General features: G+C 72.6%; 19 protein-coding genes. 12 read left to right on the forward strand and 7 right to left on the reverse strand.

Annotated features, from left to right (window positions below; all coding sequences use genetic code 11):
• Positions 1–23: 23 nt before the first annotated feature.
• Positions 24–1,223 carry an acetyl-CoA C-acetyltransferase gene (locus tag IH80_RS0128075; protein WP_030964225.1) on the reverse strand — a complete coding sequence of 400 codons (1,200 nt, stop codon included), beginning with the start codon at positions 1,221–1,223 and terminating at the stop codon, positions 24–26.
• A 135-nt stretch (positions 1,224–1,358) separates the two neighbouring features.
• Between IH80_RS0128075 and mce the strand changes: the two genes are divergently transcribed.
• From mce to IH80_RS0128110, 7 genes are all read left to right on the forward strand, one after another.
• Complete coding sequence (gene mce / locus IH80_RS0128080; RefSeq protein WP_030964226.1) at positions 1,359–1,787, forward strand: methylmalonyl-CoA epimerase; 429 nt, start codon at positions 1,359–1,361, stop codon at positions 1,785–1,787.
• Between the two features lie 189 nt (positions 1,788–1,976).
• Positions 1,977–6,530: a polarized growth protein Scy gene (gene scy, locus IH80_RS0128085; protein WP_030964227.1), complete on the forward strand. Its 4,554-nt coding sequence runs from the start codon at positions 1,977–1,979 to the stop codon at positions 6,528–6,530.
• A gap of 196 nt (positions 6,531–6,726) precedes the next feature.
• Entirely contained in the window at positions 6,727–7,665 is a 939-nt protein-coding gene (locus tag IH80_RS0128090) for a cellulose-binding protein (protein ID WP_030964228.1), read from the forward strand.
• A gap of 100 nt (positions 7,666–7,765) precedes the next feature.
• Positions 7,766–8,779 carry an ABC transporter ATP-binding protein gene (locus tag IH80_RS0128095; RefSeq protein ID WP_030964229.1) on the forward strand — a complete coding sequence of 338 codons (1,014 nt, stop codon included), beginning with the start codon at positions 7,766–7,768 and terminating at the stop codon, positions 8,777–8,779.
• A gap of 2 nt (positions 8,780–8,781) precedes the next feature.
• Positions 8,782–9,558: an ABC transporter permease gene (locus tag IH80_RS0128100; RefSeq protein ID WP_030964230.1), complete on the forward strand. Its 777-nt coding sequence runs from the start codon at positions 8,782–8,784 to the stop codon at positions 9,556–9,558.
• Positions 9,559–9,711: 153 nt separating this feature from the next.
• Positions 9,712–10,827: an ABC transporter ATP-binding protein gene (locus IH80_RS0128105; protein WP_030964232.1), complete on the forward strand. Its 1,116-nt coding sequence runs from the start codon at positions 9,712–9,714 to the stop codon at positions 10,825–10,827.
• Positions 10,824–11,660, forward strand: a complete 837-nt coding sequence (locus IH80_RS0128110; RefSeq protein ID WP_030964233.1) for an ABC transporter permease — start codon at positions 10,824–10,826, stop codon at positions 11,658–11,660. Before IH80_RS0128105 ends, IH80_RS0128110 begins: the two co-directional genes overlap by 4 nt.
• Before the next feature lie 18 nt (positions 11,661–11,678).
• On the opposite strand, the gene IH80_RS0128115 is transcribed toward IH80_RS0128110, so the two are convergent.
• Entirely contained in the window at positions 11,679–12,005 is a 327-nt protein-coding gene (locus tag IH80_RS0128115) for a hypothetical protein (protein ID WP_030964234.1), read from the reverse strand.
• Positions 12,006–12,235: 230 nt separating this feature from the next.
• On the opposite strand from IH80_RS0128115, the gene IH80_RS0128120 reads away from it, so the two are divergent.
• Entirely contained in the window at positions 12,236–13,267 is a 1,032-nt protein-coding gene (locus tag IH80_RS0128120) for an LLM class flavin-dependent oxidoreductase (RefSeq protein WP_030964235.1), read from the forward strand.
• A 22-nt stretch (positions 13,268–13,289) separates the two neighbouring features.
• On the opposite strand, the gene IH80_RS0128125 is transcribed toward IH80_RS0128120, so the two are convergent.
• Positions 13,290–13,682 (reverse strand): SCO5389 family protein, encoded by a 393-nt coding sequence (locus IH80_RS0128125; RefSeq protein ID WP_030660337.1) that lies wholly within the window; start codon positions 13,680–13,682, stop codon positions 13,290–13,292.
• A gap of 219 nt (positions 13,683–13,901) precedes the next feature.
• Here IH80_RS0128125 and nucS point away from each other — a divergent pair, with 219 nt between their 5' ends.
• The gene (gene nucS / locus IH80_RS0128130; RefSeq protein WP_030660334.1) at positions 13,902–14,573 is read left to right on the forward strand and encodes an endonuclease NucS; all 672 of its coding nucleotides are present in this window, start codon (positions 13,902–13,904) and stop codon (positions 14,571–14,573) included.
• Here the strand turns inward: nucS and IH80_RS39765 are convergent.
• The 3 genes from IH80_RS39765 to IH80_RS0128145 form a co-directional block, all read right to left on the reverse strand.
• A complete protein-coding gene (locus IH80_RS39765; protein WP_051810054.1) occupies positions 14,525–16,990 on the reverse strand; it encodes an ATP-binding protein in 2,466 nt (821 codons plus the stop codon). The genes nucS and IH80_RS39765 overlap by 49 nt on opposite strands.
• A 200-nt stretch (positions 16,991–17,190) precedes the next feature.
• Positions 17,191–17,514 (reverse strand): STAS domain-containing protein, encoded by a 324-nt coding sequence (locus IH80_RS0128140; protein WP_030386930.1) that lies wholly within the window; start codon positions 17,512–17,514, stop codon positions 17,191–17,193.
• A gap of 170 nt (positions 17,515–17,684) precedes the next feature.
• Positions 17,685–18,533, reverse strand: a complete 849-nt coding sequence (locus IH80_RS0128145) for a 3-hydroxyacyl-CoA dehydrogenase family protein (protein WP_030964237.1) — start codon at positions 18,531–18,533, stop codon at positions 17,685–17,687.
• Between the two features lie 383 nt (positions 18,534–18,916).
• Between IH80_RS0128145 and IH80_RS0128150 the strand changes: the two genes are divergently transcribed.
• Positions 18,917–19,489 (forward strand): cob(I)yrinic acid a,c-diamide adenosyltransferase, encoded by a 573-nt coding sequence (locus IH80_RS0128150; protein ID WP_030964238.1) that lies wholly within the window; start codon positions 18,917–18,919, stop codon positions 19,487–19,489.
• A gap of 17 nt (positions 19,490–19,506) precedes the next feature.
• Here IH80_RS0128150 and IH80_RS0128155 read toward each other — a convergent pair whose 3' ends face one another.
• On the reverse strand, positions 19,507–20,079 hold the full coding sequence (locus IH80_RS0128155; protein WP_030964239.1) for a hypothetical protein: 573 nt from the start codon (positions 20,077–20,079) through the stop codon (positions 19,507–19,509).
• Between the two features lie 163 nt (positions 20,080–20,242).
• On the opposite strand from IH80_RS0128155, the gene IH80_RS0128160 reads away from it, so the two are divergent.
• Positions 20,243–21,427, forward strand: coding sequence for a sensor histidine kinase (locus IH80_RS0128160; RefSeq protein ID WP_037881320.1), 1,185 nt, complete (start codon positions 20,243–20,245; stop codon positions 21,425–21,427).
• Positions 21,424–22,077 carry a response regulator gene (locus IH80_RS0128165; RefSeq protein ID WP_030964242.1) on the forward strand — a complete coding sequence of 218 codons (654 nt, stop codon included), beginning with the start codon at positions 21,424–21,426 and terminating at the stop codon, positions 22,075–22,077. Before IH80_RS0128160 ends, IH80_RS0128165 begins: the two co-directional genes overlap by 4 nt.
• Positions 22,078–22,200 lie beyond the last annotated feature (123 nt).

Consider the following 22,200-nt stretch of genomic DNA (forward strand, 5'->3'; position numbering starts at 1 on the left):
GTACGGCCCGGCGGCCGGGCCGCCTACTTGGCGACGCGCACGATCAGCGCGTCACCCTGGCCGCCGCCACCGCACAGCGCGGCCGCGCCGACCCCGCCGCCGCGGCGCTTGAGCTCCAGCGCCAGGTGCAGCACCACGCGGGCGCCGGACATGCCGATCGGGTGGCCCAGGGCGATGGCGCCGCCGTTGACGTTCACCTTTTCCGGGGTCACGCCCAGGTCCTTCATTGACTGCACGGCGACCGCGGCGAAGGCCTCGTTGATCTCGATGAGGTCCAGGTCGGAGACCTCCAGCCCCTCCTTCTTCAGGGCGTGCAGGATCGCGTTGGACGGCTGCGACTGGAGGGAGTTGTCCGGGCCGGCCACGTTGCCGTGGGCGCCGATCTCCGCGATCCACTCCAGGCCGAGCTCCTCGGCCTTCGCCTTGCTCATCACGACCACGGCGGCCGCGCCGTCGCTGATCTGCGAGGAGGTGCCGGCGGTGATCGTGCCGTCCTTGGCGAAGGCGGGACGCAGCTTGCCCAGGGACTCCACGGTGGTCTCGGGGCGGATGCCCTCGTCCGCCGAGAAGATCACCGGGTCGCCCTTGCGCTGCGGGATCTCGACCGGGGTGATCTCGGCCTCGAAGACGCCGTTCTTCCGGGCGGCGGCGGCACGCTGGTGGGAGGCCGCAGCGAACTCGTCCTGCGGGGCGCGCTCGATGCCCAGGCGGGTGTTGTGCTTCTCGGTGGACTCGCCCATCGCGATGTTCTCGAAGGCGTCGGTGAGGCCGTCGTAGGCCATCGCGTCCAGCATCTCGATCGCGCCGTACTTGTAGCCCTCGCGGGACTTCGGCAGCAGGTGCGGGGCGTTGGTCATCGACTCCTGCCCGCCCGCGACCACGATGTCGAACTCACCGGCGCGGATCAGCTGGTCGGCCAGCGCGATCGCGTCCAGGCCCGAGAGGCACACCTTGTTGATGGTCAGGGCGGGCACGTTCATCGGGATGCCGGCCTTGACCGCCGCCTGGCGGGCGGGGATCTGGCCCGCGCCGGCCTGGAGCACCTGGCCCATGATCACGTACTGGACCTGGTCGCCGGAGATCCCGGCCCGCTCCAGCGCGGACTTGATGGCGAAGCCGCCGAGGTCGGCACCCGAGAAGGACTTCAGCGAGCCGAGCAGCCGCCCCATGGGCGTGCGGGCCCCGGCGACGATCACGGAAGTGGTGTTGTTCGATCCGGACATGAGGCACAGCCCCTTGGATGAGGAGTGAACGAGGGTTTACGTGAATGTACTGGGCGGTACCGCAGCGGTCACCGGGCAGCCGGTGTGATCGCGCGCACGTTGCGTGACGACCCCCTTCGGCGGTGCACTGTCCCCATGCTGACAAGAATCGACCACATCGGGATCGCCTGCTTCGACCTGGACAAGACTGTCGAGTTCTACCGTGCCACGTACGGCTTCGAGGTGTTCCACACCGAGGTCAACGAGGAGCAGGGCGTGCGCGAGGCCATGTTGAAGATCAACGAAACCTCCGACGGCGGCGCCTCCTACATCCAGCTCCTGGAGCCCACCCGCGAGGACTCCGCGGTCGGCAAGTGGCTCGCCAAGAACGGCGAGGGCGTGCACCACATCGCCTTCGGCACCGAGGACGTCCTGGGCGACTCGGAGGCCATCCGCGGCAAGGGGGTCCGCGTGCTCTACGACCAGCCCCGCACCGGTTCGATGGGCTCCTCGATCACCTTCCTGCACCCCAAGGACTGCCACGGAGTCCTGACCGAACTGGTCACCTCGAACCCCGACCATTGATGGACCACTGATGGCCCGATTCCCCGGCCGGTAGAGTGGCCATGGCTCGGCCGGGGTTCGGTGCGGAGAGGGTCGGGGCCTGTGACCCCTGCCCCGGTATCTGACACCATTCCCCCGGGGGCGTCGTTCAGCGGGCGAGCGATGCTCATTGGAGTGAGCTTGCGACCAGGGGACGGATGGGACCGCGCTGTGCGGGGCTACGAAAGCCAGGAGAGCCATCAGGCCGAGGCCGACCATCTCTCGCGCTTCGAGGCCGAGATGGAGCGGCTGAAGAAGGAGCGCGGGAAGGCCGTCCAGCACGCTGAGGACCTGGGCTACCAGGTCGAGGTGCTGCGCGCCAAGCTCCACGAGGTACGCCGGGCCCTCGCGTCCCGTCCTGCCTACGACGGCGCGGACATGGGCTACCAGGCGGAGCAGCTGCTCCGCAACGCCCAGATCCAGGCCGACCAGATGCGCTCCGACGCCGAGCGCGAGCTGCGCGACGCCCGGGCGCAGACCCAGCGCATCCTGCAGGAGCACGCCGAGCACCAGGCGCGCCTGCAGGCCGAGCTGCACAGCGAGGCCGTCAACCGGCGCCAGCGGCTGGACCAGGAGCTCAACGAGCGCCGCCAGACCGTCGAGGCGCACGTCAACGAGAACGTGGCCTGGGCCGAGCAGCTGCGCGCCCGTACCGAGGCCCAGGCGCGCCGCCTCATGGAGGAGTCCCGCGCCGAGGCCGAGCAGTCCCTGAACGCGGCCCGCGCCGAGGCCGCCCGGGTCGCCGAGGAGACCCGGCGCCGGATCGCCTCCGACGCCGAGGCCGCCCGCGCGGAGGCCGAGTCCACGCTGCTGCGCGCCCGCAAGGAGGCCGAGCGGCTGCTGACCGCTGCCTCCACGCAGGCGCAGGAGGCCACCCAGCACGCCGAACGGCTGCGTTCGGCCACTTCCGCCGAGGCCGAGCAGACCCGGCAGCAGACGCTGGACCTCGGCCGGATCGCCGAATCCCGTGCGCAGGAGGCCGAGGCCGCGCTGCGCGAGGCCCGCGCCGAGGCCGAGAAGGTCCTCGCGGAGGCCAAGGAGAGCGCCTCGCGGCAGCTCGCCTCGGCGGAGTCCGTCAACGAACAGCGCACCCGCACCGCCAAGGAGCAGGTCGCCCGCCTGGTCGGCGAGGCCACCAAGGAGGCCGAACTCCTCAAGGCCGAGGCCGAGCAGGTCCTGGCCGACGCCCGCGCGGACGCCGAGCGGCAGCGCACCGAGGCCGGCCAGCAGGCCCGCACCGCCGCGGCCGAGGACATGGCGGCGCAGCTGGCGAAGGCCGCCCGTACCGCCGAGGACGTGCTGAACAAGGCCTCGGAGGACGCCCGGGCCACCACCCGGGCCGCGTCCGAGGAGGCCGAGCGGATCCGCCGCGAGGCCGAGTCCGAGGCCGAACGGCTGCGCCTGCAGGCCGCGGCCACGGCCGACGAGCTCAAGGGCGCCGCGAAGGACGACACCGAGGAGTACCGGGCCCGCACGGTCGAACTCCAGGAGGAGGCCCGGCGGCTGCGCGGCGAGGCCGAGCAGCTGCGCGCGGAGGCCGTCGCCGAGGGCGAGCGGATCCGTGGCGAGGCCCGTCGCGAGGCGGTCCAGCAGATCGAGGAGGCGGCCAAGACCGCCGAGGAACTGCTCGGCAAGGCCAAGTCGGACGCGGACGAGCTGCGCGCCGGGGCGACCACCGAGAGCGAGCGGGTCCGCGCCGAGGCCGTCGAGCGGGCCGGCACCCTGCGCAAGCAGGCCGAGGAGACCCTGGAGCGGACCCGCGCCGAGGCCGAACGGCTGCGCGGCGAGGCAGAGGAGCAGGCCGAGGCGGTCCGCGCCGAGGCGGACGCGGCGGCCCTCGCGCGGCGCGAGGAGACCGAGCAGGCACTGGCCGCGAAGCGTGCCGAGGCCGACGAGGAGCTCGTACGGCTGCACACGGAGGCCGAGGGCCGGCTGGCCACGGCCGAGCAGACGCTGCGCGACGCCCGCAGCGCGGCGGAGAACATCCGCCGCGAGACGACCGAGGAGAACGACCGGCTGCGCGCCGAAGCGGCGGAACGCATCCGCACGCTCCGGACGCAGTCCGAGGCCGAGGCCGACCAGCTGCGCACGGAGGCGGCGCAGGACGCGGGCCGGGTGCGCGCCGAGGCCGAGCAGGTGGCCGTACGGCTGCGCGGCGAGGCCGAGGCCGAGGCGGAGCGCGTGCGCTCCGAGGCCCAGGAGACCGCGGACCGGCTGCGCGCGGAGGCCAAGGCGGCGGCCGAGCGGGTCGCCGTGGAGGCCGCCGAGGCGCTGGCCGCCGCGCAGGAGGAGGCCGCCCGGCGCCGCCGGGAGTCCGAGGAGACCCTGGCGTCGGCCCGGACCGACGCCGACCAGGAGCGGGCGCAGGCCCGCGAGCAGAGCGAGGAGCTGCTGGCCGCGGCCCGCCGCCGCTCGGAGGAGGCGCAGGCCGAGGCGGCCCGCCTGACCGAGGAGGCCGAGAGGCGCGCGTCGGAGCTGGTGTCGGCGGCCGAGGCCACCGCCCAGCAGGTGCGCGACTCCGTGGCCGGGCTGCACGAGCAGGCCGAGGAGGAGATCTCCGGGCTGCGCAGTGCCGCCGAGCACGTGGCGGAGCGGACGAAGACGGAGGCCGAGGAAGAGGCCGCCCGGGTCCGTGCCGACGCCTACGCGGAGCGGGAGCGGGCCACCGAGGACGCGAACCGCATCCGCACCGAGGCGCGCGCCGAGACGGACGCGGCGAAGGCGCTGGCGGAGCGGACCGTCGGCGAGGCGATCGCCGAGGCGGAGCAGCTGCGCGCCGACACCGCCGAGTACGCCCAGCGGTTGCGTACCGAGGCCACGGACGCGCTGGCGGCCTCCGAGCGTGACGCCGCCCGTACCCGGGCCGACGCCCGCGACGACGCGAACCGCATCCGCGGCGAGGCGGCGGAGTCCCTGGAGGCCGCCCGTGCCGAGGGTGCCCGGATCACGGCCGAGGCCTCGGCGGAGGCCGAGCGGCTCACCGAGGAGACCCTCGCGGCGAACGCGGCCACGGTCGCCGACGCCGCGGCGGAGGCGGAACGGATCACCGCGGAGGCGGCGGAGGCCGCCGAGGCCGCCCGCACCGAGGCCGCGGCCACGCTGGACGAGGCGCGCGCCGAGGGCAACCGGCTGCGCACCGAGGCCGCGGAGCAGGTCGACCGGCTCATCACCGAGGCCTCGGCGGAGGCGGACCGCCTCATCGAGGAGACCCGCGCCGCGAACGCGGCGACCGTGGGCGAGGCGGCGGCGGAGGCCGAGCGCCTCACCACCCAGGCGGCACGGCTGAAGTCGCAGGCGGCCGAGACGCTGGCGAGCGCCGAGCGCGACGCCGCGAAGATCATGGTCGACTCGCGTGCCGAGGGCGACCGGCTCATCGACGAGACCCGGGTGGCCAACGAGGCCATGGTCGGCGAGGCCGCGGCGGAGGCCGAGCGGCTGCGCGCGGACGCGGCCCGAGTGCTGGAGGACGCCCGCGCGGAGGGCGGCCGGATCATCGGCGAGGCCACCGCGGAGGCGGACCGCGTCACGGTCGCGGCGGGCGAGACCCTGGCCGGTGCCGAGCGCGACGCCGAGCAGATGCTGGACGAGGCGCGTGCCGAGGCGAACCGGCTGCGCACCGAGGCGGCCGAGCAGGCGGACCGGCTCATCACGGAGGCGGCGGCCGAGGCGGACAAGCTCACCGCGCAGACCCGCAAGGACAACGAGCGCACGGTCGGCGAGGCGGCGGCCGAGGCGGAGCGGCTGCGCGCCGACGCCTCCGAGGCGCTGTCCTCGGCGCAGGAGCACGCGGCCCGCACCCGGTCGGAGGCCGAGCGGGTCAAGGCGGAGGCAGCGTCCGCGGCGGAACGTGCCCGCGCGGAGGCCCGCAAGGAGTCCGAGCGGCTGCTGGACGAGGCCCGCGAGGAGGCGAACAAGCGCCGCCGCGAGGCGGCGGAGCAGGTCGACCGGCTCATCACCGAGGCGGCGACGGAGGCCGACAACCTCACCGTCGACGCGCAGAAGCAGGCCCTCGCCGCCACCACGGCGGCCGAGGAGCAGGCCGACGCCATGGTCGACGCGGCCCGCAAGGAGGCGGCGCGGATCACCTCGGAGGCCACCGTCGAGGGCAACTCCCTGGTGGAGAAGGCCCGTACGGACGCCAACGAGCTGCTGGTCGGCGCGCGCACGGACGCCGCCGCCATAAGGGAACGGGCGGAGGAGCTGCGCGGCCGCGTCGAGGGCGAGGTCGAGGAGCTGCACGAGCGGGCCCGCCGGGAGTCGGCCGAGCAGATGAAGTCGGCCGGCGAGCGCGTGGACAAGCTGGTGCGCGCGGCGACCGAGCAGAGCGTCGAGGCCGAGGCGAAGGCCAAGGAGCTGCTGTCGGACGCGAGCAGCGAGGCGAGCAAGGTGCGCATCGCCGCCGTCCGCAAGGCGGAGGCGCTGCTCAAGGAGGCCGAGCAGAAGAAGGCGGAGCTGGCCCGGGAGGCCGAGAGCGCGCTGGCGGAGGCCAAGGCGGAGGCCGAGCGCCTCGTCGAGGAGGGCCGCCGTGAGCTGGAGGTCCTGGTCCGCAGGCGGCAGGACATTCAGGGGGAGATCTCCCGTGTCCAGGACGTTCTTGAGGCGTTGGAATCATTCGAGGCGCCTGCGGGCGGCAAGCCCACGGTCGGCGGGCAGGGCGCGGGGGGCGCCAAGGCCGGAGTGACAGCGGGATCCACTCGTTCGGGTGGCAAGTCGTCGGAGGGCTAGCCAAGGGGACCGGGATGTGTGCACCTGATGAAGGTTCAGGCGAACGGGTGACAAGCAATCCGCCGCCTTGCCACTCAAAAGGGGTGTCATTGTCCAGATCAAACGCGGATTGACTCGATGACACGCCGTCTGGGCGCCTAGGATTCCCCTTAACACCTCACGTAGCACCTCATCGGTCTCATTCGACAGGAACCCCATGAGCGACACTTCCTCCCCCTTCGGCTTCGAGCTCGTGCGGCGTGGTTATGACCGCGGTCAGGTGGACGACCGCATTACCAAGCTGGTCTCCGACCGCGACAGCGCCCTTGGACGTATCAACTCTCTGGAAAAGCGGATCGAGGAGCTGCACCTCGAGACGCAGAACGCCCAGGCCCAGGTGAACGACGCGGAGCCGTCGTACGCGGGTCTCGGCGCCCGGGTCGAGAAGATCCTGCGGCTGGCCGAGGAGGAGGCGAAGGACCTGCGCGAGGAGGCCCGTCGCGCGGCCGAGCAGCACCGGGAGCTCGCCGAGTCGGCCGCCCAGCAGGTGCGCAACGACGCCGAGTCGTTCGCGGCCGACCGCAAGTCGAAGGCGGAGGACGAGGGCGTCCGCATCGTCGAGAAGGCCAAGGGCGACGCCGCCACCCTGCGCGCCGAGGCCCAGAAGGACGCGGCTTCCAAGCGCGAGGAGGCCGACGCGCTGTTCGAGGAGACCCGCGCCAAGGCCGCCCAGGCCGCCGCGGACTTCGAGACCAACCTGGCCAAGCGCCGTGAGCAGTCCGAGCGCGACCTGGCCTCCCGCCAGGCCAAGGCCGAGAAGCGCCTCGCGGAGATCGAGCACCGCGCCGAGCAGCTGCGCCTGGAGGCCGAGAAGCTGCGTACGGACGCCGAGCGCCGGGCCCGCCAGACCGTGGAGACGGCCCAGCGCCAGGCCGAGGACATCGTGGCCGACGCCAACGCCAAGGCGGACCGCATCCGCAGCGAGTCCGAGCGCGAGCTGGCGGCGCTCACCAACCGCCGCGACTCGATCAACGCGCAGCTGACCAACGTCCGCGAGATGCTGGCGACGCTCACCGGTGCGGCCGTCGCGGCGGCCAACCCGATCGCGGACGACGAGCCCGTCACCCGCGGGGTGCCGGCGCAGCAGAGCCGCTAGCCCGCGGACATGACCCGCAGGTAGGCGAAGAGCCTGATCGAGGGCCCTATGTCACCCGTTCGAGGTGGCGTAGGGCCCTCGGGCGTTCTAGCGTGGCCGCATGATCGAGCTCGAGGGACTCACGAAACGATTCGGCGCCAAGACCGCCGTCAACAACCTCAGCTTCCAGGTCAGACCGGGGGTGGTGACCGGCTTCCTCGGCCCCAACGGGGCGGGCAAGTCCACGACCATGCGCATGATGCTCGACCTCGACAATCCGACCAGTGGTCAGGTCCGGATCTACGGGAAGCGCTACCGGGAACTCCAGGAACCGCTGAAGCACGTAGGGGCGCTGCTGGACGCGAAGGCCATGCACGGCGGCCGCAGCGCGTACAACAACCTGCTCTGCCTGGCCCAGTCGAACGGCATCCCGCAGCGCCGGGTCGGCGAGGTGCTGGACCTGGTCGGGCTGACCCCCGTGGCCAGGAAGAAGTCCAAAGGATTTTCACTGGGCATGGGACAACGGCTGGGAATCGCCTCCGCATTGCTGGGCGATCCGCAGATCCTCATGTTCGACGAACCCGTCAATGGTCTGGACCCCGAGGGAATTCTCTGGATCCGCAATCTGATGAAGGGCCTGGCGGCGGAGGGCCGCACGATCTTCGTCTCCTCCCACCTGATGAGCGAAATGGCCCTGACCGCGGACCATTTGATCGTGATCGGTCAAGGAAGGCTGTTGGCCGATACCTCTATGGCTGATTTCATTCACCAGAACTCCCGCAGTTACGTCCGCATGCGTTCACCGCAGCAGGAGCGGCTCAAGGACGTCCTGCACGAGGCCGGGATCAACGCCGTCGGCGTCCCCGCCACCGGCACGCTGGAGATCGACGGCGTCGACGCGGAGCAGCTCGGCGAGCTGGCCGCCCGCCACCAGATCGTGCTGCACGAACTCAGCCCGCAACGGGCTTCACTGGAGGAAGCGTTCATGCGCATGACGGCGGATTCCGTCGAGTACCACTCCCACGCGCCGGGCGCGCCCGGCGCGGCCACCGACCATCCGGCCCGGCCGGCCGACGTCCCCGCCTGGGGCGCCGGCTTCGGCTCCGCCGACGCCGCGCGCAAGGGCGGGCGGTGACCATGGCCTTCACCGCCGTCCTCACCTCCGAGTGGACCAAGATCCGCACCGTCGCCTCCACCAGCTGGACGCTCGCCGTGGCCCTGATCGTCACCGTCGGCTTCGGCGCCCTGATCTCCGTCGCGGCCGCGGCGGGCCTCGACAACATGAGCGAGCTCGAACGGGCCACCTTCGACCCCACCCTGGTGAGCTTCACCGGGATGCAGTTCGGCCAGCTGGCGATGATCGTCTTCGGTGTCCTGGTGGTCAGCACCGAATACAGCACGGGCATGATCCGCACCTCGCTGGCCGCCGTGCCCGCCCGGGCCGGCTTCCTGTTCGGCAAGCTCACCGTGGCCACGACGCTGGCCCTGCTGGTCGGGCTGCTGACCAGCTTCGTGTCGTTCTTCCTCGGCCAGGCGATCCTGGGCGACCACGGCACCGACCTCGGCGCGGAGAACGTCCTGCGTGCGGTGATCGGCGCCGGCGTGTACATGGCGCTGCTGGCGCTGTTCTCCATGGGCGTGGCCGCCATGCTGCGCAGCTCGGTCGCCGCGATCAGCATCCTGATCCCGTTCTTCCTGATCGTCTCGAACGCCCTCAACGCCTTCGAGGCGACCCGCACGTACGGTCAGTACCTGCCCGACGCCGCAGGGTCGAAGATCATCGAGGTCGTGCCGAACGCCTTCGGCGGGTCCGAGACCCCGTACGGTCCGTGGGGCGGACTCGCGATCATGCTCCTGTGGGTGGCCGCCGCGGTGCTCGGGGGCTACCTCGTCCTCAGGAAGAGGGACGCCTGACGGCCTGCCCCCTCCGCAAGGACTACGGGTCATGCCAGGGTCGGTCTCGGGGACGGGTCAGGGATCCGGCCCGGGACGGAACCGGAGGATCCTCGTTATCCTCTTAACCCTTACGCGGGCGAGAGTCGTCCCGGCCTGGTAAGGGGCAGCAAGATGATCGAGGCAGTCGGCCTGACCAAGCGCTACGGCGCCAAGACCGCCGTCGACCAGTTGTCCTTCCAGGTCAAGCCGGGTCACGTGACGGGCTTCCTGGGGCCGAACGGCTCCGGGAAGTCCACGACCATGCGCATGATCCTCGGACTCGACCGGCCCACCTCGGGTCATGTCACGATCAACGGCCTGCCCTTCCGGGAGCTGCCGAACGCCCAGCGGCACGTCGGGGCCCTGCTCGACGCAAAGGCCGTGCACGGCGGCCGCCGGGCCCGTACCCACCTGCTGTCCATCGCCCAGCTCTCCGGGATCCCGGAGAAGCGGGTGGACGAGGTGCTGGCCGTGGTCGGCCTCCAGGACGCCGCCCGGCAGCGTGCGAAGGGCTTCTCGCTCGGCATGGGCCAGCGCCTCGGCATCGCCACGGCGCTGCTCGGCGACCCCCAGGTGCTGCTGTTCGACGAGCCGGTCAACGGGCTCGACCCGGAGGGCATCCTCTGGGTCCGCAACCTCATGCGCCGGCTCGCCGCCGAGGGGCGCACCGTCTTCGTCTCCTCCCACCTGATGAGCGAGATGGCGCTGACCGCCGACCACCTGATCGTCATCGGCCGCGGACGCCTGCTGGCCGACATGGGCACGCAGGAGTTCATCGCGCACAATTCGGCCGGATTCGCTCGGGTGCGGGCGGCCGACACCGATCCCGATGGCCGGGACGCATTGGGCAAGGCCCTCGCCGGGGCGGGCGGCCGGGTCCTCCAGGAACCCGACGGAGCACTGCGCGTGACCGGGCTGGAGCTCCCCCGCATCTCGGACCTCGCGCACGCGGCCGGCGTACGGCTGTGGGAGCTGTCCCCGCACCGGGCCTCGCTGGAGGAGGCGTACATGCGGATGACCCAGTCCGCCGTCGAGTACACCTCCACCGAGGACCCGCGGGCCGAACTGTGGGAGCAGGACCCGCTGGCCCTCCCGGCCTGGGAGGACGAACCGGCGGCCCCCGAGGTCCCGCAGGCGGGTTTCTTCGCCCCGCCGCCGCCCGGAGCGGGCGGGAAGCCCTTCCTGATGCCCAGCAATCCCGGCGAGCTCGCGAGCACCGCCAAGGACTCCACCGAGGACACCCGATGACCCCGACGACCACGACGCCGGACCAGCCGCGGAGCTACACCTCTCCGCTGCCCTCGCCGCGGCCGCACCTGGGACACGCCCTCGCCTCGGAGTGGACCAAGCTGATCTCGATCCGCTCCACCCTGTGGACGCTGGGTGCGCTCGTGGTGACCGTCGTCGGTGTCGGCATGCTCTTCGTCTCGCAGACCTCGGACCGGGACTACGAGTCCATCTCCTTCACCACGCCCGCCCTCTTCGGCCTGATGGTCGGCCAGGTCGCGGTGATGGTCCTCGGGGTGCTGACGATCGCCTCGGAGCACGCCACCGGCCTGGTGCGGACCACGTTCACCGCAGCCCCGGACCGCTTCCGCGTGCTCACCGCGAAGTACCTGGTCTTCAGCATCACGGCCTTCGTCGCCACCACGCTGTCCGTCTTCGTGGTCGGGATCGCCGCCTCCCTCGTCCACGGCGGAGCGGCCGCGGGTCCGCACACGGCCGACGAGTGGCTGGGCGCCGTGGCCGGCTGCCTCTACGTCACCCTGCTCGGCGTGCTCGCCCTCGCGATCGGCGCCCTGGTGCGGCACTCCGCCGGGGCGATCGCCGTCATGCTCGGCGTGGTCACGCTGCCGCCGGTGCTGGGGGCCATGCTCATCGTCTGGGAGGCCGTCGCCCCCATCGGGCGGGAGATCCTCCAGCGCAACGTGCCCGTCGCGCTGAGCCAGCTGTTCGGCATGCAGGAGGGCGGCGACCTGGGCGCGGCGCCCAGCAACCTCTCCAACGTGCTGATCATCATGCTGATCACGGGAGCGACCGTGGCCGCCTCGTACCTCGTCGTCGGCCGCCGCGACGTCTAGCCGGTCCGTCGCCGGGGGTCAGTACTTCGGCGCGTTGCGGGACCGCTGCACCTTCGTGGTGCGGCGGTCCTTCGCGTTCCAGCAGGCCTTGTGCCAGTGCCGCCGGTCGTCCACGCCGCCGTACTCCGGCCACGCCACCAGGTGCGGGGTGCCGGAGGGGATCTCCTGGTCGCAGCCGGGGCAGCGGTAGCGCTTGCCGGCCGCGCTCGCGCCCGCGACGTGCCTGACCTTCCAGTCCTCGCCCTGGTACTCCTCGGTGCGCTCCAGCCCGAAGCGGTCCAGACCGATGGCGGGGCGGTCGTCCGGGTTCTCGCCGCCCCTGGGGCGGTTGTTGCGCGGTGACACGTATACCTCACGGATGGGCCGACGGCAGTGACTTTCTTCCAGACTACGCGCAGCGAGGCCGGGTACCCGCAGGGTGTCTACGGGGTGGAGGGCCGTTGGCCGGGACTGGCCCGACAATCCCAATAACTTTCCTGTCAGCCCGTGCCTTTGGCACGTGTCAGACGTTGTTGCCGTAGGAAGAACCGGTCCACCTGGGGGAGGCCGCGTCAGCCGCGAGGAGGCAAAAGGCGATGCGCGTAGGAGCGTTTGTACTGGCGGCCCAGTTCCCGGGCCAGGGACAGGGCGAGGCACTGCACCGGGCGGTGCGCACCGCGGAGGTGGCCGAGGAGGCAGGGCTCGACTCGGTCTGGCTGGCCGAGCACCATTTCGTCCCGTACGGGGTCTGCCCGTCGGCGGTGACCCTGGCGGGCCTGATGCTGGGCCGGACCCGCCGGCTGCGGGTGGGCACGGCGGTGAGCGTGCTGCCGAGCACGCACCCGGTCGCCCTCGGGGAGCAGACGGCCCTGCTGCACATGGCCTCGGGCGGGCGTTTCACCCTCGGGGTGGGGCGCGGCGGGCCGTGGGTCGACCTGGAGGTGTTCGGGGGCGGCCTGGACGCCTACGAGAAGGGCTTCCCGGAGTCCCTGGACCTGCTGCGGCGATGGCTCACCGAGGCACGGGTGGGAGCCGCCGGCGAGCGGTACGCCTTCCGCGAAGTGGCCGTCGTACCGCGGCCGTCGGAAGCCCTGGACGGGGACGGATCGGGACCGGAGGTGATCGTGGCCTGCACCTCGCCGTCGTCGGTGCGGATGGCCGCGCGGCGGGGGCTGCCGATGCTGCTGGGCATGCACTGCGGCGACGAGAACAAGGCCGAGATGGTCGCACTGTGGCGCAGCACGGCGCTCGCGGCGGGCCACTCCCCCGAGCACGTGGCCGCGGCCGGGCACGTCTCCGCAGGCGTGTGCCAGATCGCGGACAGCACCGCGGACGCACGCGAGACCCTGCTGAAGTCCATGCCGGGCTGGCTCCGGCTGGGCCTGGACGCGCACGTGACCGTGGACGGCCGCGTGCGCGCGATGCGGGATCCGGTCGCGTACACGGAACTGCTCTGCGACCTGCACCCGGTGGGCACCCCGGAGCTTGCGGCGGACCGTCTGGCGGCAACCTCCGCGCGCACCGGGATCACTCGCTTCGCCCTCCTGACGGAGGGCTCCGGAGACCTCGCCGCGACGGAGGAGAACGTACGACGACTCGGCGTCGAGGTCCTGCCCCGTCTCGGCTGAGATCTACCGGCTCCGGCCCTGCTCAGCAGTCGCGCAGCTCCGGCGACTGGTTGAGCAGCTGGCCGCGGATCGAAGTGAACTTGGCCAGCCGGTCGTCCACCGAGGGATCCAGCGGGAAGACCGCCACCCGGTGGCAGTTCTGGAATGCCAGGCGTACTCCGAAGTGCCGCTGCAGCGCACCGCGTATCGCGTCACTCGCGAGTGCGCGCAGCAGCTGCCCGCGCGCCTGCTCGTCCGGCGGCGGCGTCTGGTTGTCGGCGAACTGTCCACCGTCCACCTTCAGCTGGGCCACCAGCGAGCTGATCATCTCCCATGCGTAGGGCAGGGAGGTCCGGACGCAGTCGACGAAAGCGGCTTCGTCGACCTCGCCTCGCTCGGCCTGTTCGAGTAGGGCCGGTGAGACGTCGAGCGACATGGGTTCTCCTCTCGCGACCCCGGCTGACTGGTTGCCGGAGTCTTACGGGCAGGGAAGGAGATCGCGACGCAGAGTGCACGCTCGACGACCTCCCGCTCACCACGGTAGGCGCCCCATGGGTGACGCACCAGGAGAATGCGCATACAACGCGCCATCGGCGAACGGGGCTTTCAGGGGCGAATCGCGTGGAGGGGCGTAGGTCGAGTAGCGTTGCCGACCATGCGTCTCGTGATTGCCCGCTGCTCCGTCGACTATGCGGGCCGGCTCACCGCCCATCTGCCCTCGGCACCCCGTCTGATCCTCGTGAAGGCCGACGGCAGTGTCTCGATCCACGCGGACGACCGGGCGTACAAACCGCTCAACTGGATGTCGCCGCCGTGCACCCTCAAAGAAGGGAGCGGAGACGACGCCGGCGTGTGGACGGTCGTCAACAAGGCGGGCGAGAAGCTCATCATCACCATGGAAGAAGTGCTCCACGACTCCTCCCACGAGCTCGGCACCGACCCGGGGCTCATCAAGGACGGCGTCGAGGCGCACCTCCAGGAGCTGCTCGCCGACCGCATCGAAACGCTGGGCGAGGGCTACACCCTGATCCGGCGCGAGTACATGACCGCGATCGGCCCGGTCGACATCCTGTGCCGGGACGCCTCGGGCGCCACGGTGGCCGTGGAGATCAAGCGCCGCGGCGAGATCGACGGCGTGGAGCAGCTCACCCGCTACCTGGAGCTGCTCAACCGCGACCCGCACCTGGCCCCGGTCCGGGGCGTCTTCGCCGCGCAGGAGATCAAGCCCCAGGCGAAGGTGCTGGCGACGGACCGCGGGATGGACTGCGTGGTCCTGGACTACGACGCGCTGCGCGGCATCGAGGACGACAAGCTCCGCCTGTTCTGATCGGCCCGCACGACGCAACGGCTCCGTCCTCGCGGACGGAGCCGTTGCGCGTTCAGGGCTTGGTGACGACCGGCGAGGTGGCGGTGGCCGTGCCCGTACCCGTCCCGGTACCGGTTTCCGTGGGCGACGGCGCGGCGGTCTCCGTCGGCTGCTGGGTCGGCGCCTGGGAGGTCGTCGGGGGCGAAGAGGACGTCGGGGCCTGGGAGTTCGGGGCCGTCGTGGACGGGCGCCTGGACGGGGTCCGGCCGGGCGTGCGGCCGGGGGCCGGGGCTGCGCTCACGCCCGCGGCCGGGACCGTGGCGTCCTGCGAGGGCGCCGTTGCGGGCGGCTCCGGCGCAGGATCGTTCCCTCCGGTCTGCCGGGCCGTGGAGGGCGCCCCCGGGGCTTCCGGCGTCGAGGACACGGCCGGCCCCTGGGCGGGCGGCTCTGCGTCCGAGGAGCTCATCGCGAGGCTCACGACGGTGCCCAGCGCCACGACCGTCAGCGCTCCCGCCGCGACGAGCAGCACGCGCTTGCGGCGGCCGGCGTCCCGGCCGGGCGGCGCGGCCGGGACGGGCAGCGGGGCGGCCGCGGGGGGCCCGTCCTGCTTCGGCGACATCGGGAAGGCGTCCTCGAACACCGCCGACAGCGTCGTGGGCGGCTCCGCGCCCCGGGTCACCGGCACCACCGGGGTCATCCGCGTGACCGCCTCCGGGGAGACGGGCACCGCCGGGACGGCGGGCGCCGCGGGCGCCCCGGAGGCCGGCGCCGAGGGCGCGACAGCCGGGGCCTTCCGGGCGGCGGGGGCGGCCGGGGCAGGCCGGGCGCCGGGGGCGGCCGGGGCAGGCCGGGCCGATCGAGGTCTCCAGCTCGGCGCGGGCCCGGTCCAGGCGGCCCTCGCACAGGGCGAGCACCCCGAGTTCGTGGTGGAAGTACGCCTGCTCGGCGACCTCCCCCGCCTTGCGCGCGGCCTCGGCTCCCGAGCGCAGCACCCGCTCCCAGGCCTCCCAGTGCAGCGAGGCCGCGAAGGCGGGAGCGGCCGTACGCGCCAGCACGGCCGCGGCCACCACGTCCGCGCCGGCCAGCGCCGCGAGCACGGCGTCCGCCTCTGCCGCCACCCGCTCCGGTACCACCGAGGCGTGACCGGTCCACCAGGCGTAGTGCCGGGCGGCCGTACGGGCCTCCTCCGACACGGTCTCCCCGTAGCCGACGTCCTCCAGCTGGCGCGCGACGCCGGCGGCGAGCCGGTAGCGCGTCCCGACGGGCGTCAGCAGCCCGCAGGCCAGCAGTTCCGCCACCGCCGTGTCGGCGTGGGTGTCCCCCACGAGCGCCGGCAGGTGGGCGTGGTGCGGCAGCTCGCCGCCCAGCGCGCACGCGATCCGCAGGGCCGCGCGCGCCGACTCGCTGACCCGCGACGCCAGCAGCTCCGCCGGGGCCGCCCCCTCGGCGAGCGTCGGCAGCGGCACCACTCCGCTGTCGCGCGGACGCTCCTCGAAGACGCCGGGCTCCTCCTCGTCGTCCTCGTCGCCGTGGTTGAGCTCGTCCCGCTGCCGCAGCATCGCGGCGGCCTGTACGAAGCGCAGCGCCAGCCCCTCGGAGGCGAACCGCAGGTCTTCCGCCCAGGCAGTCTCCTCGTCCGTCAGGGGGCGTCCCACGCCCGCCTCCAGCAGGGCCACGCAGTCGGCCCTGCCGAGGCCGGTGAGGAAGACCTCCTCGATGTGGGAGTCGTCGGAGGGGGCCTTGGTGTCGGGGGTGGCCGCCAGCAGGTAGGCGCATTCGGGGGTCGCGCGCAGCAGCTCGTCGAGGGCGCTCCCGCCCATCTCCAGGTCGTCGAGGAGCACGACGGCCCCGATGTCGCGCACGCGGGCGAGCAGCACGTCCCGTTCGGGCCGTTCCCGCGGGGCCTCGTACACGGCCGCGTAGAGGGCGTGGAGGAGTTCCCCGGGCTGCTGGTGTCCGTAGCCGCTGAGGCGGACGACGCCGTCGGGCGCGAGGCCCGTGCACCGGTCGGCGACCGCGTCGAGCAGTGCGCTGCGTCCGGATCCGGAAGGACCGGTCAGGCGTACGGAGCGGCCGCGGCCCAGGAGCCGGACGAGCCGCTCCAGCTCCTCGTCCCGTGCGAGCAGGGGCCGGGCGGATATCGGGGGGCCTGGCAGTGCGGGCGGGCGCGCGGCCGCGTCCCGGGCCGCGCGGGCGGCGGCGTCGCGCTTGGCGGGGCGGCCGCGTTCGGTGCCGGGCCGCAGCGGTTCGATCTCGCTGCCGTCGACGGGGTTGACGGTGAGGGTGAAGTCTCCGGCGGTCAGGGCGACCACCCGCGCGGGACCGGCGGGGGCGGGCGACTTCGGCCCGGAGGACGCGGGTACGGAGGCGGGAGCCGGCGACGCGGGGCCGCCCGTGGCCTGCTCGCCCTGCCCGCTCTGCCCCTGTGTACGGTCCATGACCCACTCCCCCGATCGCGGGCCGCGCGCCTCGCCGTCGTGCCTCCCGGCCGTCGCGCACCCGCTGTCGCCACTGGTCCGGTTTCCGCCCGAACCCTAGACCGTGGCCGGTCGTGCGGGAAACCGCAGGGGCACGATCACCACCGGACCGTTACTTTCCGCAGGAAATGCAAAGGTCAGCGGCTTGTGGATCGCCCGGGTCAGACGCGGGGCAGGGACTCGGCCTCCAGACCGCCCTCGATCGCGAGGATCCGGTGCAGCCGGGTCGCCACGAGCAGCCGCTGCATCTGCGGCGGCACCCCGCGCAGGACGAGTCGGCGTCCGGTCCGGCCGGCCCTCCGGTGCGCGCCCATGATCACGCCGAGGCCGGTCGCGTCCCAGGAGTCGAGCCCGGTGAGGTCGAGCACGAGGTCGCCCTGCCCGTCGTCGAGGGCGGTGTGGAGGGCCGTACGGGCGTCCGCCGCGCTGCGCACGTCGAGGCGGCCCCCGACAGCGAGTTCGGCGTGGTCGCCCCTGATGTGCATGTGTACTCCCGGCAGTACTGCGTACGTATGGCAACTGGTCCGTGGTCGGCAACTCTCACTGCAACTGACTGCCGCGCGGGCAGGGAAGTTGCCGACCGTGAGCGAACCGATACCTAAATCACCCTGACGGGTGAAGGCATTCGAACGATGGCGCTCAGTGGCTGGACCGCTCAGTGCTTGTAGAAGCCCTGGCCGCTCTTGCGGCCGATGTCCCCGGCGTCGACCATGCGGCGCATGAGCTCCGGCGGCGCGAACTTCTCGTCCTGGGACTCGGTGTAGATGTTGCTGGTGGCGTGCAGCAGGATGTCGACGCCCGTGAGGTCGGCGGTGGCCAGCGGCCCCATCGCGTGCCCGAAGCCCAGCTTGCAGGCGATGTCGATGTCCTCGGCGGAGGCCACGCCCGATTCGTACAGCTTGGCGGCCTCGACGACCAGCGCGGAGATCAGACGGGTCGTCACGAAGCCCGCGACGTCGCGGTTGACGACGATGCAGGTCTTGCCGACGGACTCGGCGAACGCGCGGGTGGCGGCGAGGGTCTCGTCGCTCGTCTTGTAACCGCGGACGAGCTCGCACAGCTGCATCATCGGGACCGGCGAGAAGAAGTGCGCGCCGACGACCCGCTCCGGACGCTCCGTCACGGCCGCGATCTTGGTGATCGGGATGGCGGAGGTGTTGGAGGCGAGGATGGCGTCCTCACGCACGATCTTGTCGAGGGCGCGGAAGATCTCGTGCTTGATCTCGATCTTCTCGAAGGCCGCTTCCACCACGATGTCGACGTCGGCGGCCGCGTCCAGGTCCGTGGTGGTCGTGATGCGCGCGAGCGCCGCCTCGGCGTCCTCGGCCGTCAGCTTGCCCTTGGAGACGAACTTGTCGTACGAAGCCTTGATCCCGTCCGTGCCCCGGGTCAGCGCGGCGTCGGTGACATCGCGCAGCACGACGTCCCATCCCGCCTGAGCGGAGACCTGAGCGATCCCGGAACCCATCAGTCCCGCACCGATGACGGCGAGCTTCCCAGCCACTGCACACCCCTCGTTGTTCTCAAATACGGCACGGCTTCGTAGCCACTCCGGCGGAGACTAGCGCCCGGGCGGTGCGGTGTGACCGTGAAGTAACACGCGTCACGTCTCAGATGACGGACATCACACCGGTACGGCCCAGCAGCCCTGCCCCGACGCCCAGTTCATGTGACGCGGGTCCCTGCGTACCGCCCGGCAGGTGCGCGCAGCCGGCTCAGCTCCTTGCGCGCGGCGCCCGGGCGGCCGAGTCCGACGGCCGAGGCACGCGGCCCGCGAGGTCGTGGGCGTCCGCCCCGGCCTGCGCGTCCGCCAGCGGCCCGGACCGTATCCGGGCAGCGGCGACCCGCACCCGGAACGTCCCCGGCGGGCCCGTCTACCCTGGCCGCATGGTGAACCTCACGCGCATCTACACCCGTACCGGCGACAAGGGCACGACCGCCCTGGGCGACATGAGCCGCACGGCCAAGACCGATCTGCGGATCTCCGCGTACGCCGACGCCAACGAGGCCAACGCGGCCATCGGGACGGCCATCGCCCTCGGCGCCCTGCCCGCGGAGATCGTGAAGGTCCTGGTCCGGGTGCAGAACGACCTCTTCGACGTCGGGGCGGACCTGTGCACCCCGGTGGCCGAGAACCCGGAGTACCCGCCGCTGCGCGTGGAGCAGTTCTACGTCGACAAGCTGGAGGCCGACTGCGACGTCTTCCTGGAGCAGGTGGAGAAGCTGCGCAGCTTCATCCTGCCCGGCGGCGCACCCGGCGCGGCCCTGCTGCACCAGGCCTGCACCGTGGTCAGGCGTGCCGAGCGGTCGACGTGGGCGGCGCTGGAGGTGCACGGCGAGACGATGAACCCGCTCACCGCCACGTACCTCAACCGCCTCTCCGACCTCCTGTTCATCCTGGCCCGGGTGGCCAACAAGGAGGTCGGGGACGTGCTGTGGGTGCCGGGCGGCGAGCGGTAGCCCACCCGGAGCCGTTGTCAGCCGGACTTCACCGGCGAGCGCCGGTCCTCCTCCGCGTCCGCCGGGGCCTTGGTCGGCCACACCGTGTAGGCGACGGCGACGAGGGCGTGGATCCCGACCACGCGCAGGGCGCCGGCCTGCCAGGCCCGGAGCGAGCTGATGTCGCCCGCGTCGCCGACGTACCAGATCGCCGCCTGGAGCAGGAGGAGGGCGACGGCGGCGCCGAGGACGGTGCGGGCCCACAGCTTCCACTCGTGGACGGCCCGCGCCTTCCCGTGGCCGGGGCCGGCCGGCTTGGGGCCGCCGGCCAGGCGGTGGGCGGCGTGCCCGTCGAGCCACTTGATCGTGTAGTGCCCGAAGGCGACGGTGTAGCCGATGTAGAGCGCGGCGAGACCGTGCTTCCAGTCCGGTTCGGCGCCGTTCTTGAGGTCGATCGTGGTGACGACCAGCAGGATCAGCTCCATCAGCGGCTCGCACAGCAGGACCGCGGCCCCCAGCCGGGGCATCTTCGCGAGGTAGCGAAGGGCCAGCCCCGCCGCCAGCAGGACCCAGAAGCCGACCTCGCAGGCGATGATCAGAGCGACGATCACGGGATTCTCCGTCCGCTCGGGTGCGTCGTTCCCCTTCAGCCTCCCGTCCGACGGCGGCCGGTACGTCGTCGCCACGGACCATGTGCACCTGCATCCTTCGATGTAGCCGCGCCTCGGCCGCTCCGCCGACGTGCGGGAGCCGTGCACCCTGTTGGATGGGACCGTGACCGAGAAGAGTCTGCGCCCCCACCGTGACGACGTCCTCCTCGCGGTGGTCAGCGTGGCCGCGGGCCTGGCGTTCTGGTCGCTCGGGGTCTACAGCAGCCCAGGGCGCGGCGCCCTGCCTGCCTGGGCCGCCCTGGTGCCCCTCGTGGCGCTCGGCGCGATGGAGCTGCTGCGCCGCACCGCCCCGCGGGTGACCCTGGCCGTCGGCACCGTGGGGGTGATCGCCGACCAGTTCACCGTCGGCAGCCTCGCCACCGTCGTGATCTTCACCGACCTCATGTACGCCGCCGTCGTCTACGGAAAACCGGCCATGGCCCGGCGGCTCCCGGTCACCACCGGGCTGATCACCGTCGTCGTCACCGTCGCCTCACTGGCCTGGCTGCGCACCCCCCAGGCCCTGCTGATCGGCGCGGTCACCGGCATCGTGAGCTTCGCCCCGGCCCTGACCGGCGCCACTCTGCGCAACCACCGCGAGGCAGCCGAGGCCGCCCGGCTGCGCGCCGAGCAGACGGCACTGCTGGCCGAGATGGACCGCAGCCAGGCCGTGGCCGCCGAGCGCGCCCGGATGGCCCGCGAGCTGCACGACATGGTGGCCAACCACCTCTCCGCCATCGCCATCCACTCCACCGCCGCGCTCTCCATCGACACGGCCGAGACCAGCCGTGACGCGCTCGGGGTCATCCGCGAGAACAGCGTGCAGGGGCTGGCCGAGATGCGCCGCCTGATCGGGCTGCTGCGCGATGCCGGGGGCGACCAGGAGCCGGTGGCGGTGCCCTCGCTGGACGGCCTCGACGCCCTGATCGGACAGGCCGGTACCAACGGCTCGGCGAGCGGGCTGACCTTCGTCCTGCACGACGACCGGCCCTCCGGGGAGCCCGCGGCGGCCCCCGTGGAGCTGGCGGCGTACCGGATCGTCCAGGAGTCCCTGACCAACGCCCTCAAGCACGCCGCCCCCGGCACGGTCACGGTCCGCGTGGCGCACGAGGACGGCCTGCTGAGCGTGGTGGTGGACTCGCCCTACGGGGAGCGCCCCGGACCCCGCGCGCCCGGTTCTGGCGCCGGGCTGGTCGGCATGCGGGAGCGCACGGAACTGCTGGGCGGGGAGTTCACGGCGGGCCGGGCCGGCACCGTCTGGCACGTGCGGGCGATCCTGCCCGCCGAGGAGAAAGCGGTGGAGATGTGAGCATCCGGGTGGTGGTGGCGGAGGACCAGGCCGCGGTGCGGGCCGGGCTGGTGCTCATCCTGCGCAGCGCGGGCGACATCGAGGTGGCGGGCGAGGCGGCCGACGGTGAGGAGGCGGTGCGCCTGGCCCGGGAGCTGCGGCCGGATCTCGTCCTCATGGACGTGCAGATGCCCCGGCTCGACGGGGTGTCCGCGACCCGCCAGGTCGTGGAGGAGGGGTTGGCGGACGTGCTGGTGCTGACCACCTTCGACCTCGACGAGTACGTCTTCGGGGCGCTGCGGGCGGGCGCCGCGGGCTTCCTGCTGAAGAACGCGGACGCGGCCGAGCTGATCGCGGCGGTACGGACCGTCGCGCGCGGGGAGGGGCTCATCGCCCCGGCGGTGACCCGGCGGCTGATCGCCGAGTTCGCCGCGCCGCGCCCGGCGCGGACCGCCCCTGCACCCGAGCGGGCGGCGGCGGTCGCCTCCCTCACCCGGCGTGAGCGGGAGGTGCTGGGCGCACTGGGCGAGGGCCTGTCGAACGCCGAGATCGCCGAACGCCTGGGCATGGCGGAGGCGACGGCGAAGACGCACGTCAGCCGTCTGCTGGGCAAGCTGGAACTGCGCAGCAGACTCCAAGCGGCGGTCCTGGCACAGGAGTTGGGGATCTGACGGACGGCGGGCGGCACCGGTCTGGACCTCTTGACGGTTGGTCCAGACCTTTCTACTCTCACGGCAACACTGTGGTGAGCGTGCCATGACAAAGCGTGCTCACGGGCGGCGCAGGTCCCACCC

The organism is Streptomyces sp. NRRL S-378 (assembly GCF_000720645.1).
Classification (GTDB): Bacteria; Actinomycetota; Actinomycetes; order Streptomycetales; family Streptomycetaceae; genus Streptomyces.